Annotated in this window: 15 protein-coding genes and 1 tRNA gene; 6 read left to right on the top strand and 10 right to left on the bottom strand. The window is 64.2% G+C overall.

The genetic code is table 11. From position 1 onward, the window contains the following. Positions 1 to 376: 376 nt before the first annotated feature. From OKQ63_RS17900 to OKQ63_RS17865, 8 genes are all read right to left on the bottom strand, one after another. Positions 377 to 453, bottom strand: a tRNA-Pro gene (locus OKQ63_RS17900). A 172-nt stretch (positions 454 to 625) separates the two neighbouring features. Further along, the gene (gene leuB, locus OKQ63_RS17895; protein WP_264211393.1) at positions 626 to 1,729 is read right to left on the bottom strand and encodes a 3-isopropylmalate dehydrogenase; all 1,104 of its coding nucleotides are present in this window, start codon (positions 1,727 to 1,729) and stop codon (positions 626 to 628) included. 113 nt (positions 1,730 to 1,842) lie between these two features. After that, positions 1,843 to 2,886 carry an endonuclease/exonuclease/phosphatase family protein gene (locus OKQ63_RS17890; protein WP_264211392.1) on the bottom strand — a complete coding sequence of 348 codons (1,044 nt, stop codon included), beginning with the start codon at positions 2,884 to 2,886 and terminating at the stop codon, positions 1,843 to 1,845. Then, positions 2,883 to 3,719, bottom strand: a complete 837-nt coding sequence (locus tag OKQ63_RS17885) for a hypothetical protein (RefSeq protein WP_264211391.1) — start codon at positions 3,717 to 3,719, stop codon at positions 2,883 to 2,885. Before OKQ63_RS17885 ends, OKQ63_RS17890 begins: the two co-directional genes overlap by 4 nt. A gap of 371 nt (positions 3,720 to 4,090) precedes the next feature. Further along, positions 4,091 to 4,696, bottom strand: a complete 606-nt coding sequence (gene leuD / locus OKQ63_RS17880; protein ID WP_264211390.1) for a 3-isopropylmalate dehydratase small subunit — start codon at positions 4,694 to 4,696, stop codon at positions 4,091 to 4,093. Further along, entirely contained in the window at positions 4,696 to 5,523 is an 828-nt protein-coding gene (locus OKQ63_RS17875) for a glycosyltransferase family 32 protein (RefSeq protein ID WP_264211389.1), read from the bottom strand. The genes leuD and OKQ63_RS17875 overlap by 1 nt, the downstream gene beginning before the upstream one ends. A 17-nt stretch (positions 5,524 to 5,540) precedes the next feature. Continuing rightward, positions 5,541 to 6,944, bottom strand: a complete 1,404-nt coding sequence (leuC, locus tag OKQ63_RS17870) for a 3-isopropylmalate dehydratase large subunit (protein ID WP_264211388.1) — start codon at positions 6,942 to 6,944, stop codon at positions 5,541 to 5,543. Positions 6,945 to 6,996: 52 nt separating this feature from the next. Then, positions 6,997 to 7,110 (bottom strand): hypothetical protein, encoded by a 114-nt coding sequence (locus OKQ63_RS17865; protein WP_019297357.1) that lies wholly within the window; start codon positions 7,108 to 7,110, stop codon positions 6,997 to 6,999. Positions 7,111 to 7,301: 191 nt separating this feature from the next. Here OKQ63_RS17865 and OKQ63_RS17860 point away from each other — a divergent pair, with 191 nt between their 5' ends. The 3 genes from OKQ63_RS17860 (at position 7,302) to rlmH (ending at position 9,758) form a co-directional block, all read left to right on the top strand. Next, positions 7,302 to 8,678, top strand: a complete 1,377-nt coding sequence (locus OKQ63_RS17860; RefSeq protein ID WP_264211387.1) for a mechanosensitive ion channel family protein — start codon at positions 7,302 to 7,304, stop codon at positions 8,676 to 8,678. 167 nt (positions 8,679 to 8,845) lie between these two features. Next, on the top strand, positions 8,846 to 9,226 hold the full coding sequence (gene rsfS / locus OKQ63_RS17855; protein ID WP_264211386.1) for a ribosome silencing factor: 381 nt from the start codon (positions 8,846 to 8,848) through the stop codon (positions 9,224 to 9,226). Positions 9,227 to 9,287: 61 nt separating this feature from the next. Next, a complete protein-coding gene (rlmH, locus tag OKQ63_RS17850) occupies positions 9,288 to 9,758 on the top strand; it encodes a 23S rRNA (pseudouridine(1915)-N(3))-methyltransferase RlmH (RefSeq protein WP_264211385.1) in 471 nt (156 codons plus the stop codon). A gap of 71 nt (positions 9,759 to 9,829) precedes the next feature. Here the strand turns inward: rlmH and OKQ63_RS17845 are convergent, their stop codons facing one another. Beyond that, positions 9,830 to 10,186 (bottom strand): hypothetical protein, encoded by a 357-nt coding sequence (locus OKQ63_RS17845; RefSeq protein WP_264211384.1) that lies wholly within the window; start codon positions 10,184 to 10,186, stop codon positions 9,830 to 9,832. A gap of 35 nt (positions 10,187 to 10,221) precedes the next feature. After that, complete coding sequence (locus OKQ63_RS17840; RefSeq protein ID WP_264211383.1) at positions 10,222 to 10,944, bottom strand: DUF599 domain-containing protein; 723 nt, start codon at positions 10,942 to 10,944, stop codon at positions 10,222 to 10,224. A gap of 80 nt (positions 10,945 to 11,024) precedes the next feature. Between OKQ63_RS17840 and OKQ63_RS17835 the strand changes: the two genes are divergently transcribed. Genes OKQ63_RS17835 through glcF form a run of 3 tightly spaced genes read left to right on the top strand, consistent with a single transcriptional unit; the run spans position 11,025 to position 14,945 of the window. Beyond that, positions 11,025 to 12,473, top strand: a complete 1,449-nt coding sequence (locus OKQ63_RS17835; protein ID WP_264211382.1) for an FAD-linked oxidase C-terminal domain-containing protein — start codon at positions 11,025 to 11,027, stop codon at positions 12,471 to 12,473. Positions 12,474 to 12,518: 45 nt separating this feature from the next. After that, entirely contained in the window at positions 12,519 to 13,619 is a 1,101-nt protein-coding gene (locus OKQ63_RS17830) for an FAD-binding protein (RefSeq protein WP_264211381.1), read from the top strand. Between the two features lie 3 nt (positions 13,620 to 13,622). Continuing rightward, positions 13,623 to 14,945 (top strand): glycolate oxidase subunit GlcF, encoded by a 1,323-nt coding sequence (glcF, locus tag OKQ63_RS17825; RefSeq protein WP_264211380.1) that lies wholly within the window; start codon positions 13,623 to 13,625, stop codon positions 14,943 to 14,945. The last annotated feature ends 6 nt before the right edge of the window (positions 14,946 to 14,951 follow it).

The raw sequence follows: 14,951 nt of genomic DNA, 5'->3' as shown, positions 1-14,951 counted from the left end.
GGTCGACCACTCATCCAAATAGGGTACACTGAGCGGACACCGCATCAAGTATATGATATTAAATGACAAAAGTCATTCTGAATGTCACTTTGAATTACGCCGCCGGAAGGTTTTACGCTTCAAGTTGGCGCTATCCCTCCGGTTTTTTGGTGCATTGGGCCGATGCTAACAATTCTAGCAAGGGGCAAGCAGGCCTTTGCTTTTGTCCTCTGGTTCTGTCGAAGGAAAAATTTTCACGTAGCCCTGCATTCCGCGTTTCTGGAAGACAGTGGTACAAGAAGCATACTGGGAGGAGTTTAGTGTGCAAATCTTACACACTAAGCACAGCGCTAATTCAGCGTCCTGGAATTTAAGCTATTGATTTCACTCAATAAATTGGTCGGAGTGAGAGGATTCGAACCTCCGACCCCTGCCTCCCGAAGACAGTGCTCTACCAGGCTGAGCTACACTCCGACCGTGGAGGGCGGGATAGCTCAGGGCGCGGGGTTTGACAAGGGCGATTCCGTAGAAAGATGCGGTTTTTGAGAAAACTTTTCCGGCGCCGGGCGCAGATGGATCAGCCATACAAAAGCCCCGCGCTGGCAGTCAGGCGGGGCTTAGCAGTTTCTAGACAACGTCTTGAGTATCAGAGGCTTGCGTCCAGCGCGGCAATCACCGCGTCGCCCATCCGGCTGGTGGAAACAGGCTCAACCCCCTCGCTGGCCAAGAGGTCTGCGGTGCGCACGCCGTCAGCCAGCACCTTCTCCACCGCGGTCTCCAGCCTGCCGGCCTCGGCGCCCTGGTCAAAGCTGTAGCGCAGCGCCATCGCAAAGCTCAGGATGCAGGCGATCGGGTTGGCCTTGCCCTGGCCCGCGATGTCGGGGGCGGAGCCGTGCACCGGCTCATAGAGCGCCTTGGGGCGGCCGTTTGCCATCGGCGCGCCCAGGCTTGCGGAGGGCAGCATCCCCAAGCTGCCGGTCAGCATCGCGGCGCAGTCGGACAGGATGTCGCCGAACAGGTTGTCGGTCAGAATGACGTCGAACTGCTTGGGCGCGCGCACCAGCTGCATCGCACCGTTGTCGGCATACATGTGGCTCAGCTCGACCTCGGGGTAGTCCTTGCCGACGCGGGTCACCACCTCGCGCCACAGGATGCCGGATTCCATCACGTTGGCCTTCTCCATCGAGCAGAGCTTCTTGCCCCGGCGCATCGCCAGCTCGAAGGCCGACCGGGCGGCGCGCTCGATCTCGCTCTCAGTATAGCGCTGGGTGTTGATGCCGACGCGCTCGTTGCCTTCCTCGAAGATGCCGCGCGGCTCGCCGAAGTAGACGCCCGAGGTCAGTTCGCGCACGATCATGATGTCGAGGCCCGCGACGATGTCCTTCTTCAGCGAGGAGAAATCCGCCAGCGCGTCAAAGCATTGCGCCGGGCGCAGGTTGGAGTAGAGGTCCATCTCCTTGCGCAGGCGCAGCAGGCCGCGTTCGGGCTTCACCGAGAAGTCCAGATCGTCATAGGCCGGGCCGCCCACGGCGCCGAGCAGCACCGCGTCGGCTTCCTGCGCCTTGGCCATGGTCTCATCCGCCAGCGGCTTGCCATGCTTGTCATAAGCCGCGCCGCCGACCAGATCCTCGCTCACATCGAACTGCAGGCCGCGTTTGTCGCCGAACCAGGAGATGATCTTGCGCACTTCGGCCATGACCTCGGGGCCGATGCCGTCGCCGGGCAGAATCAGAATCGATGGGTTGGGCATGGGGATCCTCCTAAAAACAGCTGGCACGGGCGTAGCGGGACAGCGGGGCAGGGTCAATAATGGGCCCTGAAAATAAAGGGGTTTGCCAGAGATTTGCGCAGGCTTGACCCGGGTCAGTCCAGCGCGATATCGACCCAGACCAGCCGGTGGCGGCTGGCGGTGGCAGCCGCGGCATCAGGACTATCGGGCCAGACGACGCCGCTGCCGGTGACCGCCAGCCCGGCAGAGGGCAGCACGTAATCCACCCGTTTTTGTCCTGCACCTTGCCAGTCGACCGTCGCGACGCCGCCCTCATGGCTGTGCGGGCGCGGATCCTGCAGGCGCGGATCCGCCAGCAGGCTGCGGATGGCGTCTTTTCTGCCTTCCCCTTGGTCCGGGTCGAGATTGGCATCGCCGGCAATGACAAAGGCGCCTTGGAGCGCAGGCCCCAGCTTCCCGTCCAGCAGCAGCTGCCACAGGCGGATTTCGTCGCGGTTGCGCCGTCCGTTGCGGTCTTCCGGTCCGTCAAATACGGGCGGCGTGGCATGGAAGGTCATTACGTTCAGCCAACCGCCGCCGGGCAGCCTCATCGGCACCAGCCAATGCGCGGTTGCAGAGAGGCGCTGTACGGCCTGGGCCTCAGCAGAGGGAAACGGGCTGCCGTCCGGGTGCTGCGGCAGCCGGGCTCCGGGCAGGTCCTGCCACAAAAGCGTAGAGAAATCGCGGATCGCTGTATGGTCCACCGGCAGCCGGGACAGCAGCGCGATGCCGCCCTGGCCGCGGAACCGTCCATAGCCCTGGTTGTCGCGGGGGCCGCCGGATCTGCCATCTCCATCAAGGTCCATCAGGGCAGGGGGCGGCAGGCCGGCGTTGGGCTGCAGCGCGACAAGATACGGGTAGCTGGCGCCAGCTTTGCCGAGCCTGGCGGCCAGCGCGGTGAGGGCACGGTTCTCGAAATCCCAATCGACCCCCTGCAGCGCCAGCACGTCAGGCTGCACGGCCGCGATCACGTCCACCACCGCGGCAATTTGCGGATCCTGGCCGCGCTCGATATCGCGCAGCAGCAGTCCCGGGCCGTCGCGGGAAAGTTCGGTGTTGAAGGTTGCAAAGCGGAGCGTCTCTGCCTGGCCCGCCACGGCGGCAAGGATCAGAAACAGACCTGCCGCCAGCCGGATCATGCGGTTTGCAGCGCCTCATCCGGATCGCTGCAGGCCGTGCGGCGTTTCTGAGCGATCAGTTCCGCGATGCGCAGCATGGCCAGGCCGCGCATGATCATCGATGCCGGCACCAGCGCCCAGCCGCTGATTACCCAGATCATCATATGCGGCGCCGCCAACAGCCCGGGATCCACGAGGCCGGAGGCCAGCTTGACCGATGCGGGCAGGGCGAAGGGCAGCAGCACGCCGCCAATGATATTGATGCGACCGTCCCGCTGAAGCCTCTGCACCACATCGCCGCCGGTAGTGGGGTCGAACAGCGGCAGGTTGACCCAGACGTTGAAGGCGCCACTGCCTACGGGCCAGTTGCCGACCCGGATCACCAGCGCAAAAACGGCAATCGCGGCGCCAGCGGCGGCGCTGGCCAGCCCGGCGGCATCGCGCACCATCAGCACCGTTGCCTCCGGCACCTGCGGCGGCATCATCAGGACCGTCAGCTGCACCGGAGAATAGGCAAAATCCAACAGTCCGCCCAGCCAGCTGCCGAGCTGCTGTACCAGCGCTGTCAGCCCGGTCGGCGCCAGCGGATGCGCCGCCAGCAGGCTCAGCGCTCCTACCGAGGCGGCGCTGGCAGCAAACCGCATGCGGTTGATCGGCGGCGCGTTGCGGAACTCCACGAAGCTGGGGAAGTGCGAATAATATTCGGTGAAGGCCAGGACAGAGCCCAGAAGCGCGATGAACAGGATGATCTCGGGCGAATCGGTGGCGGATGCCGGTAGGATCAGCGTCGGCAACGCAAACAGCATGGCCACAAGTATGCCGCGGAACGCCGCGCCTGATATGCGTGCAAACACGTCTTTGTTTCCCTTCAAACTGGACCGGGTGTTTTTCCCCCTGGTTCCAGATTTGAAGCCCCCCGGTTCACCTGGGGCGCTCTGCCTCAATTTTGCCCCATTGTTGCCCGCAGGCAGCATTCCGCTCAAGGGCTGGCGGCAGGGCATAGGGTATATTCGATGCCGGACTGGTGCGGGATTGCATCAGCGTTTTGGTTGAATTTTAGGGGGTTGGCAGAGGGTTCACTAGATGCTGTAGCTGCCGGCTCAACACACACAAGGCGCCGCCGCTTCCGGATTGCGGCGAAAATGCGGCGCAAATCTGGCGGCCGCAACAGAAGAGAGCCGCCCGGGGTGGGGCGGCTCTGTCGATTCCAGCGCTCAGGTCCGGATCAGACCCAGGGGCGTTCCTGCGACGCCTTTTCTTCGAAGGTCTTGATCGATTCCGCCTTCTCCATGGTCAGACCGATGTCGTCCAGCCCGTTCAGCAAGCAGTGCTTCTTGAAGGCATCCACTTCGAAGGCGATCACTTCTCCGTCGGAGGTGGTGATTTCCTGCGCTTCCAGGTCCACGGTCATGCGGGCGTTTGCGCCCTTTTCCGCGTCAGCCATCAGAATGTCGACTTGGCTCTGCGGCAGCACGATCGGCAGGATGCCGTTCTTGAAGCTGTTGTTGAAGAAGATATCGGCAAAGGAAGTGGAGATGATGCACTTGATGCCGAAATCGGCAATTGCCCAGGGCGCGTGCTCGCGCGAGGAGCCGCAGCCGAAGTTGTCGCCTGCCACCAGGATCTCGGCGTTGCGGTATTGCGGTTTGTTCAGCACGAAATCCTCGATCTCGGTGCCGTCGCGGTTATAGCGCATCTCGTCGAACAGGTTCTTGCCGAAGCCGGTGCGCTGAATCGACTTCAGGAACACCTTCGGGATGATCATGTCGGTGTCGATGTTCACCAGCGGCATCGGGGCTGCGATGCCCTGCAGTTTCTGGAACTTTTCCATTACTCGTTTCCTTGTTTCTGGTGCTTCAATCCGCTGAGATCAAAACCGATCTCCTGCGCGTGGCGTGCGATGAAGCTGTGTTTTTCGGGCCGGTGCGCCTTGTGGTAGCGGCGCACCATGGATGCGTAGAGATGAACGGCCAGCGTGTTTTCCGTCAGCCATCCGTCTTCCTGGCAGCTGCCGCTGAACAGCACGTCGGTCAGAACGCCGCGGATCGGGTAGAAGACGTCCGGCTCGCGGACGTGTTCGACCTCGCCGGTCAGGTTCAGCGTGTAGTCCAGCGCACGGGGGCCAAGCGACGGGCGCTGCAGCTCGAAGGCTGTCAGCAGCCGCTTGCCGGGCGGGGCGGCCTCCACGTCCTTGCGGATCTTGCGGCCCAGCCAGGGCGGCACGAATTCGGGGTCCTCGAACCAGTCCAGCAGGTGGTTCAGCGTTGCCGAGCTTTTCGGCAGCCGCAGCACCGCGCCGTTGATCGACCGTGTCGGCTCGTAGCCGACGTGATAGTCCACGTCCGGCAGGGGCCGGACGCAGAGCATATCGGTGTCGATCCAGATCATGTCCGTCTTCTTCAGCAGATAGAGACGGAACAGATCCGACAGCATCGAGGCCGGGGCATCGCCGTGCCCTGCCGTGGCAGGGTCCCAGATTTCTGCTGCTGGGCAGGTGCGGACACCTGCCGGCACCGGCGGCGGCTCAAACCCGGTGTGGAACAGCACCACCTCGTGACCACGCTGCACGAAGCTTGCCAAAGACAATTCGTGCAGCCAGTTCAAGGTGTCACCGATCCACAGGCTGGCAACCGCTGGAAGGGAAGTGCTGGACGGCATCGGCAGCCCCCTCACGCTCAGATCAGCTCGCGCACATCCGTCAGCTTGCCGGTCAGCGCTGCGGCAGCGGCCATGGCCGGGGACACCAGATGGGTGCGGCCCTTATAGCCCTGACGGCCCTCGAAGTTCCGGTTCGAAGTCGCCGCGCAACGCTCGCCCGGGGCCAGCTGGTCGGGGTTCATCGCCAGGCACATGGAGCAGCCTGCAAGGCGCCACTCGAAACCGGCGGCTTCAAAGATCTCGGCCAGGCCTTCTTCCTCCGCCTGGGCGCGGACGAGGCCGGATCCCGGAACGATCATGGCCCGCATGCCGTCCTTGATCTTCTTGCCCTTTACCACCTCTGCCACGGCGCGCAGGTCCTCGATGCGGCCATTGGTGCAGGAGCCGATGAACACGGTGTCGATCTCGATGTCGGTCAGCTTCTGGCCGGGGGTCAGCCCCATGTATTCAATCGAACGGCGCGCCGCTTCGACCTTGCCGCCGGTGAAGTCCTCCGGGTTCGGCACCACGCCGGTGATCGGCAGCACGTCCTCCGGCGAGGTGCCCCAGGTCACGACCGGCTGGATGTCTTCGCCCTTCAGGGTGACAACCTTGTCGAAATGCGCGCCTTCGTCGGTGTAAAGGGTCTTCCACCAGTTCAGAGCCGCTTCCCACTGGGCGCCCTTGGGGGCGTGCGGGCGGCCTTTGACGTAATCAAAGGTGGTTTCGTCCGGTGCAATGAGGCCGGCGCGGGCGCCGCCTTCGATCGCCATGTTGCAGACGGTCATGCGGCCTTCCATCGAAAGGTCACGGATCGCTTCGCCGCAGTATTCGATGACATAGCCGGTGCCGCCGGCGGTGCCGGTCTCGCCGATCACGGCCAGGGTGATGTCCTTGGCGGTGACACCCGGCTTCAGCTTGCCGGTGATCTCCACCTTCATGTTCTTGGACTTCTTCTGGATCAGCGTCTGGGTGGCCAGCACGTGCTCCACCTCGGAGGTGCCGATGCCATGCGCCAGCGCGCCAAAAGCGCCGTGGGTGGCGGTGTGGCTGTCGCCGCAGACCACAGTCATACCGGGCAGGGTCCAGCCCTGTTCCGGGCCGACGATATGCACGATGCCCTGGCGGATGTCATCCACCGGATAGTAATGCACGCCGAATTCGCGGGCGTTCTTGTCGAGCGCCTCGACCTGGATGCGGCTTTCCTCGTTCTCGATGCCTTTGGCGCGGTCCAGCGTGGTCGGCACGTTGTGGTCCGGCACCGCGATGGTTTTGTCCGGGGCGTGCACCTTGCGGCCGGCCATGCGCAGGCCTTCGAACGCCTGCGGGCTGGTCACCTCGTGGACCAGGTGGCGGTCGATATAGAGCAGGCTGGTGCCATCCTCGGCTTCATGCGCAACATGCGCATCCCAGATCTTGTCATAGAGTGTCTTGGGGGACATGGGTCCTCTCCCGTATGTATTGGGTATGCTGGCTTTGGGCTGGGCAGGCACCTTATAGGCGCGCCAGGACCGTGCGGGCGGCGCCAAAGAACCGTTCACGCAGGCGGGCGCGGTCTTGCAGTTCGATCTTTTGGGCCAATACGAGGGTCATAGCTGTCAGATACATCCGCAGGCTCCGGCAATCAAGATTCGTTCTGTTGGATTAGAGGCGTATCCAAGTGCCGTTCAGCCCGGCCGGCAGGCCGGGCGCTGCCCCGGCTGTTTTCATTCGAAAGCGCGGCCGGGCCCGCGCTTTCGGCGGTGCGTTCTTGATTGAAACCATACGGGGCGGCACACTGCCGGAAAAAGGGGGGCGCAATGGAGCCGGATGAGCAGATCCAAACCAAGGACGCGCTGGCGGAAAGCGCCGCTGACGCGATCGAACTCGGGCAGCAGCTGTGGGAGTTTGCCGCGACCAGCGCCGAACTGCTGCTAAGGCCCTGGAACGCCTATCAGGTCGGGATTGCGCTGGCGGTCTTTGTGCTGGCGGCCCTTCTGGCGCGGCCGCTGAGCGCTGCGTTCCACGACTGGTTGCGCAGCCGCGAGGGCTGGCCGCGCTGGCGGATGCGTCTGGGGCTGGTAGTGCACAAGCGGATCCGGGGGATCCTGTTCGTGCTGTTGATCTGGCTGGTCGTGCTGGTCATGCTGGAGGCCACTTGGCCCAGCCGCTCGCGGCTGCTGGCGGTGATCGCCAACCTGTCGCTGGCCTGGCTGATCGTCTCCCTGGCCACCCGGCTGGTCGGCAATCCGCTGCTGCGCAACCTGGTCAAATACGGCGCCTGGATCTGGATCACCCTGCGCATCCTGGGCGTCACGGCGGAGGCCACGGCGCTGCTGGACAGCATCGCCATCGATTTCGGCGATCTCAGGATCTCACTGTTTCTGGTGGTCCAGGCGGCGGTCATCCTTGGCGTGATGCTGACACTTGCTCGGGTGATCTCTTCGGTGGCGGCAAACCGCATCCGCACCAATCCCGATATCTCCCCGTCGATGCAGGTGCTGGGCGCCAAGCTGGCGCAGATCCTGCTCTTCGGCGGGGCGTTCTTCATCGGCTTGAAAGCCATCGGCATCGACCTCACCGGGCTGGCAGTGCTGTCGGGCGCCATCGGCGTGGGGCTTGGCTTTGGCCTGCAGAAAGTGGTGTCGAACCTGGTGTCCGGCCTGATTATTCTGTTGGACAAGTCGATCAAGCCCGGGGACGTGATCTCCCTTGGCGATACCTTCGGCTGGATCAATTCACTCGGGGCCCGCTATGTCTCGGTGGTCACACGGGACGGGCGGGAGTATCTGATTCCAAACGAGGATCTGATCACCTCGCAGGTGGTGAACTGGTCGCATTCCAACAAGTTCGTGCGGCTCGACCTGAATTTCGGCACTGGCTACGGCGACGACCCGCACAAGGTGCGCAAGATTGCGATCGAGGCGGCATCGGGCGTGAACCGGGTGCTGCAGGCGGGCAGCCTCAAGCCGGTCTGCCACATCACCGGCTTTGGCGACAGCAGCGTCGATTACGTGCTGCGGTTCTGGATCGACGACCCCACCGGCGGGCTCACCAACATCCGCGGCAATGTCTATCTGGCACTTTGGGATGCGTTCCAGGCCGAGGACATTTCCATCCCCTTCCCGCAGCGCGAAGTGCGGCTGCTGAACGAACCGCTGCCGGTCAGGGTTGCACCTGCCGAAGATGACGGATAAAGCACATGGCTTGCATCGCGGGGGTGGGCTTTCATTGAAAGTTTACCCGCTGGTTGCTACATTATTAACAGGCCCGGCGCCGGGGCTTGGCGGCGCGTTGCAAGGAGGACTATGTCCTGTCACCCGTACCTCAAGCGGCGGATGCCGCTGTTACTGGGGCAGCCGTGATGGCCGCCCGGTCCCAGCCCACCAGCGAACAGCTGCTGGAGCGGATTCTCTCCTCACTCAGCGATGACAAAGCCGAAGATGTTGTGCAGATCGACCTGCGCGGCAAGACGTCGATCGGCGATTACATGGTGCTGGCCTCCGGCCGCTCCACCCGCCAGGTCGCGGCGATGTCGGAAAAGCTGATGGACCGGCTCAAACAGGAGTTCCGGGTCAGCTGCAAGGTCGAAGGCAAGGATGCAGGCGACTGGGTGCTGATCGACACCGGTGATGTGATCGTCCATATCTTCCGCCCGGAAGTGCGCGAGTTTTACCAGCTCGAGAAGATGTGGATGCCCGCAGGCGCCGCGGCGGCTCCGGCAGCGCAGGCGGCCGAGGACTGATCCAAGGCTGAACCGATGCAGGCCCGTGCATGGGTGCGGGCCGGTTTGTTTCAGGAACGTCATGCGTCTGCATATATGTGCGGCCGGCCGGTTGCGGGCTGGCCCGGAAAAATCCCTCATCGACGACTACCTCGCCCGGTTCGACCGGACCGGCCGCGCGCTGGGTCTGGGGCCTGCGCGGGTGGTGGAGATCGAGGACAAGAAAAACGGCGGCATGTCGGCCGAAGCCGCACTGCTGCGCAAGGCGCTGCCCAAGGGGGCGGTGATCTGCACTCTGGATGAGCGCGGCAAGGCAGTCTCCTCCCCCGGATTTGCGGACAAGCTGGCAGCCTGGCGCGACAGCGGCCGCCAGGACCTGGCGCTGATCATTGGCGGGGCGGACGGGCTGGACCCCGGCTTGCGGGCCGAGGCCGATTTCTCAATCTCCTTCGGCAAGATGGTCTGGCCGCATATGCTGGTGCGGGTGATGCTGGCCGAGCAGCTCTACCGGGCTGCCACGATTTTGGCTGGCAGCCCGTACCATCGGGTGTGAGCCTTCTCACCGGGCTTGAATGCGCCTTGCAGCGCATGCCTGCGGCGCGAGTATTTTTGGAAAGATGAAATTCAATGCAGGGTGAGAACGTAGGCACCCTGGCCCCAGCCGTCCACCAGGCAGCGGGCCTGTATTTGAACCCTCGTTGCGCCCTGCGGGATTTGCACGCCGCTGAGGGAGCGGGTGAACGGTTGCTCCTGCTCATGCGGATGTGCCAGCACACGCAGTCCCAGTTCATTGCCCTCAATGTCCAGAATCCGCCAGCCATCGGCGTAATGCTCCCAGCCGGTGTCAGGGTGGGAGAGGGTGACGCTGAAGGTCCAGCCGTCGCCGGACGGGCGGGCGGTGGCCCCCTCGACCACCGGTTCCGCCGCCAGGGCAGGCAGGGCAGCGGTGCTGAAAATGAGGGGCAAAAGCAGAAATCTCATGGCCCTACCTTAGCCTTGCACGGGCACAGAGCTGGTCACGAAACTGTGTCCCCATGGCTTTCGGGCGGGATGCGCAGCAGGATCGTGCGGGAGTGCGAGGCAAATTCCCGCCGGTAAAGCACTGCAAAGGTGACCAGCGCGGCACCGGCCAGCGGCACGGCGCCTGCCAGCCAGGCCACCGCTGCCAGCGCAAAATAGGTTGCCCGCATGCCGCGGTTGAAGCTGCGCGCCGCGGTGATGCTGATCTCGGCGGCCTGTGCGGCGCGTGGATAGGCCAGCGCGTCCCCACGGTCATTCGGTACCGCCGCCATCAGCACCGAGCAATAGCCGAACAGCCTGTGCGCCCAGACGTATTTCAGGAAGGCATTGGACAGGAACAGCAGCACGACCAGGATCTTCACCTCCCAGACGAAGGCAGGAACGCTGTTCTGAATCAGGTCTTGGGCGATTCCGGCCAGCTGTTCGGTATTGCCGATAAGAGCCAGCCCGCCGCCGATGGCGATCATCGAGGCCGAGGCGAAAAAAGCGGTGCCCTGGCGCAGGTTGCCAACCAGCTGGGCGTCGAAGATGCGCGGGTCGCGTTCCACCATCCGCTTCATCCAGTCGCGCCGGAAGTCCGCCATCAGCCAGGATACCGAAGGCCGTCCCGCCGGCGGGTTCTCTATCCGCCAGCTGATCCACAGCCAGCTGGCGACCAGAAGGCTTAGGGCGGCGAGATCAAGCAGTGAAAACTGCGCAAGGCGTGTGGTCCAATTCATGGCCTGACCCTAGCGCGGCAATCCGCCCCTTGCCAGATGGGATAAATTGGTAATATTATTTTACCAAAGAGGAGAGCCCGATGGAGATGCCATCCCCGAACCCCGCCATTCTGGCCCGCAAGGCAATGCTGGCAGCGCGGCTGCTGGCTGTCCTGCCTTCCGATGCGGTGATCCAGGACGAGGCCGAAACCCGCGTTTACGAATGCGATGCGCTGACGGCCTACAAATGCCCGCCGCTGCTGGCGGTGCTGCCGCGCAGCACGCAGGAGGTCTCGGATGTTCTGCGCATCTGCCATGAGGAGGGCGTGCCGGTGGTGCCGCGCGGGGCGGGCACCTCGCTGGCGGGCGGGGCGCTGCCGACCGCGGATTGCGTCATCCTTGGCGTGGCCCGGATGAACGAGGTGCTGGAGACCGATTACGGGAATCGCATCATCCGGGTGCAAACCGGGCGCACCAACCTGAGCGTCTCCGGCGCGGTGGAGGAGGAGGAGTTCTTTTACGCGCCCGACCCCTCGTCGCAGCTGGCCTGTGCGATCGCCGGCAATATCGCGATGAACTCCGGCGGGGCGCATTGCTTGAAATACGGCGTCACCACCAACAACCTCTTGGGCGTGACCATGGTGATGATGGACGGCACCGTGGTGGAGATCGGCGGTGCCCATCTGGACGCGGGCGGGCTGGATCTTCTTGGGGTGATCTGCGGCAGTGAAGGCCAGCTGGGCGTGGTGACCGAGGCCACCCTGCGCATCCTGCGCAAGCCCGAGGGCGCGCGCCCGGTGCTGATCGGCTTTGACAGCAACGAGGTCGCAGGCGCCTGTGTCTCGGACATCATCAAGGCAGGCGTGTTGCCGGTGGCCATCGAATTCATGGACCGCCCCTGCATCGAGGCCTGCGAAGCCTTCGCCAAGGCGGGCTACCCGATGTGCGAGGCGCTGCTGATCATCGAGGTCGAGGGCAGCGCAGCAGAAATCGCCCACCAGCTGGGGCTGATCACGCAGATTGCCCGCTCTCACAACCCGGTGGAGCTGCGCGAGGCGGGCGATGCGGATGAGGCCGCCCGCATCTGGCTGGGGCGGAAGTCAGCCTTTGGCGCCATGGGGCAGATCAACGATTACATGTGCCTGGACGGGACGATCCCGGTGTCCTCTCTGCCGCATGTGCTGCGGCGCATCGGCGAGATGAGCCGGGAGTTCGGGCTGCAGGTTGCCAATGTGTTCCACGCGGGCGACGGCAACATGCACCCGCTGATCCTGTTCGACGCCAACAAGCCCGGTGATCTGGAAACCTGCGAGGCTTTCGGCGCCGAGATCCTGAAGCTGTGCGTCGAGGCGGGCGGCTGCCTGACCGGCGAGCATGGGGTGGGGATCGAGAAGCGCGATCTGATGCTGCACCAGTACACGCCGGCGGACCTGGAGGCGCAGTTGAAGGTCAAGGATGTGTTCGATCCCAAGTGGCTGCTCAACCCGGCCAAGGTGTTCCCGCTGCCGGTGACAGAGAGTCGGCGGGCGGTGGCCCTGGCGGCTGAATGATTGGGGCTTTGCCCCAAACCCCAGAGTATTTGGACAAAGAAGAAAATGCTGACACCAGGGAACGAGGCCGAGCTGGCTGAAATCATCGCAGATGCAAGCGGGCCGCTCTGCATCCAGGGCGGCGGCACCCGCGGGCTTGGCGTCGAAGGGGACGTGCTGAGCACGACCGGGTTGTCCGGTATTGAACTCTATGAACCCGGAGCGCTGACGCTGGTGGTTAAGTCCGGTACGCCGCTGTCAGAAGTGGAAGAACTGCTGGCAGCGGAGAACCAGCGGCTGGCCTTCGAGTCGATGGATCACCGGGGTCTGCTGGGAAGCGAGGGGGAGCCGACCATTGGCGGGGTGGTCGCGGCCAATATTTCCGGCCCCCGGCGCATCCAGACCGGGGCCGCCCGTGATCACCTGCTGGGGGTGCGCTTTGCCGACGGCACCGGCCAGACGATCAAGAACGGCGGCCGGGTCATGAAGAACGTGACCGGCTATGATCTGGTCAAGCTGATGTGCGGCGCCCATGGGACCCTGGGGGTGCTGACGGAAGTGTCGCTGAAGGTGCTGCCGCGGGCCGAGGCAGCTGTCACTGTGACCGTCACCGGCGTCGATCTGCCCGGCGCGCTGCGGGCGATGGCCGCGGCGCTGGGGTCGCCTTTTGACGTGACCGGTGCGGCCTATGACCCCGAGAGCCAAATCGTTTGCATCCGGGTTGAGGGGTTTGCGGATTCGGTCGATTACCGCAGTGCCCGGCTGGCGGAGGTACTGGCGAGGTTCGGCCGCTCCGGCATTGCAGCTGACAGCACGGTTCAGTGGCAGGGCATCCGCGATGTGTCCGCCTTCCACGGGCAGGCGGGGGATGTCTGGCGGATCTCGGTGAAGCCTTCGGATGCTGTGCAGCTGGTCCCGCGGCTGGAGGCAGGGGCGCTGCAGTTCGATTGGGGCGGCGGGCTGATCTGGGCGCTGGTGCCGGAGGGCACTGATTTGCGCGCCCGGATCAATGTGCCGGGCCATGCCACGCTGGTGCGCGCTTCGCGGGAGACCCGCGCGCGGCTGGGCGTGTTCCAGCCGCAACCCGCGCCGCTGGCCGCAATATCTGCAGGGCTGCGGCGTCAATTCGATCCGAAGGGCATCCTCAATCCGGGGCTGATGGGGTAACAAATGCAGACTATTTTCACCGAAAAGCAGCTTCAGGACCCGGGCACCAGGCGGGCCAATGAGATCCTGCGCACCTGCGTTCACTGCGGCTTTTGCACCGCCACCTGTCCGACCTATCAGGTGCTGGGCGATGAGCTCGATTCCCCGCGCGGCCGGATCTACCTGATCAAGGACATGCTGGAGAACGAGCGGGTGCCGGACGCAAAGACCGTCAAGCACATCGACCGCTGCCTGTCGTGCCTCGCCTGCATGACCACTTGCCCCTCGGGCGTGCATTACATGCATCTGGTGGATCACGCCCGCGCCTACATCGAAGAGCATTATGACCGGCCGTGGAGCGACAAGGCCCTGCGCTGGCTGCTGGCGCGGGTTCTGCCGTATCCGGGGCGGTTCCGGCTGGCGCTTTTGGGAGCAAAATTTGCGAAGCCGTTCAAAGGGCTGCTGCCGGACGCGCGGCTCAGGGCGATGCTGGAGATGGCGCCTCAAACGATCCCGCCGGCCAGCCGCAACGATAATCCGCAAAGCTTTGCCGCTGCGGCGCCGCGCAGGAAGCGCGTGGCGCTGATGACCGGCTGCGCGCAGAAGGCGCTCAATACCGATATCAATGATGCCACCATCCGCCTGCTGACCCGGCTGGGCTGCGAGGTGGTGGTGGCCAGGGGCGCGGGCTGCTGCGGCGCGCTGACCCATCACATGGGGCGTGCGGCGGAAAGCCATGCCGCTGCGGAAAAGAACATCCGCGCCTGGGCGGCGGAGATGGACGGGCAGGGGCTGGACGCCATTGTCATCAACACCTCCGGCTGCGGCACCACGGTCAAGGATTACGGACATATGTTCCGCAATGCGCCGCTGGCGGCGGATGCGGTGCGGATCTCCGGGATCGCGATGGATGTCTCTGAACTTCTGATGCAGCTGGAACTGCCGGAGGGCGCGGACAAGGGCCTGACGGTGGCCTATCACGCCGCCTGTTCGCTGCAGCATGGCCAGCAGATCAAGACCCACCCCAAGACGCTGCTGAAACGCGCAGGCTTCAAGGTGGTGGAGCCTGCCGACAGCCACCTCTGCTGCGGTTCGGCCGGCACCTACAACCTGATGCAGCCGGAGATTTCCGCCGAGCTGAAGGCGCGCAAAGTGAAGACGCTGGAGGCCAAACAGCCCGATCTGATCGCCGCAGGCAACATCGGCTGTATGATGCAGATCGGCTCCGGCACCGAAGTGCCGATCGTGCATACGGTGGAACTGCTGGACTGGGCCACCGGCGGCCCGCAGCCGCCCGCGCTGACCGCGCCGGGCAAACGCGCTCCGCAGGTGCCTGTCTTGCGCTGACGCCCT

It is taken from the genome of Leisingera thetidis (genome assembly GCF_025857195.1).
In the GTDB taxonomy this organism is placed as follows: Bacteria; Pseudomonadota; Alphaproteobacteria; order Rhodobacterales; family Rhodobacteraceae; genus Leisingera; species Leisingera thetidis.
Note: the sequence above shows the minus strand (reverse complement) of the source record. Positions and strands in the feature narration are given on the sequence as shown.

Bases quoted from the DNA above. Each gene is read 5' to 3' on its own strand.
- leuB (WP_264211393.1), bottom strand. From the start codon at position 1,729: ATGCCCAACCCATCGATTCTGATTCTGCCCGGCGACGGCATCGGCCCC.
- OKQ63_RS17890 (WP_264211392.1), bottom strand. From the start codon at position 2,886: ATGATCCGGCTGGCGGCAGGTCTGTTTCTGATCCTTGCCGCCGTGGCG.
- leuD (WP_264211390.1), bottom strand. From the start codon at position 4,696: ATGGAAAAGTTCCAGAAACTGCAGGGCATCGCAGCCCCGATGCCGCTG.
- OKQ63_RS17875 (WP_264211389.1), bottom strand. From the start codon at position 5,523: ATGCCGTCCAGCACTTCCCTTCCAGCGGTTGCCAGCCTGTGGATCGGT.
- leuC (WP_264211388.1), bottom strand. From the start codon at position 6,944: ATGTCCCCCAAGACACTCTATGACAAGATCTGGGATGCGCATGTTGCG.
- OKQ63_RS17865 (WP_019297357.1), bottom strand. From the start codon at position 7,110: ATGTATCTGACAGCTATGACCCTCGTATTGGCCCAAAAGATCGAACTG.
- OKQ63_RS17860 (WP_264211387.1), top strand. From the start codon at position 7,302: ATGGAGCCGGATGAGCAGATCCAAACCAAGGACGCGCTGGCGGAAAGC.
- rsfS (WP_264211386.1), top strand. From the start codon at position 8,846: ATGGCCGCCCGGTCCCAGCCCACCAGCGAACAGCTGCTGGAGCGGATT.
- rlmH (WP_264211385.1), top strand. From the start codon at position 9,288: ATGCGTCTGCATATATGTGCGGCCGGCCGGTTGCGGGCTGGCCCGGAA.
- OKQ63_RS17845 (WP_264211384.1), bottom strand. From the start codon at position 10,186: ATGAGATTTCTGCTTTTGCCCCTCATTTTCAGCACCGCTGCCCTGCCT.
- OKQ63_RS17840 (WP_264211383.1), bottom strand. From the start codon at position 10,944: ATGAATTGGACCACACGCCTTGCGCAGTTTTCACTGCTTGATCTCGCC.
- OKQ63_RS17835 (WP_264211382.1), top strand. From the start codon at position 11,025: ATGGAGATGCCATCCCCGAACCCCGCCATTCTGGCCCGCAAGGCAATG.
- OKQ63_RS17830 (WP_264211381.1), top strand. From the start codon at position 12,519: ATGCTGACACCAGGGAACGAGGCCGAGCTGGCTGAAATCATCGCAGAT.
- glcF (WP_264211380.1), top strand. From the start codon at position 13,623: ATGCAGACTATTTTCACCGAAAAGCAGCTTCAGGACCCGGGCACCAGG.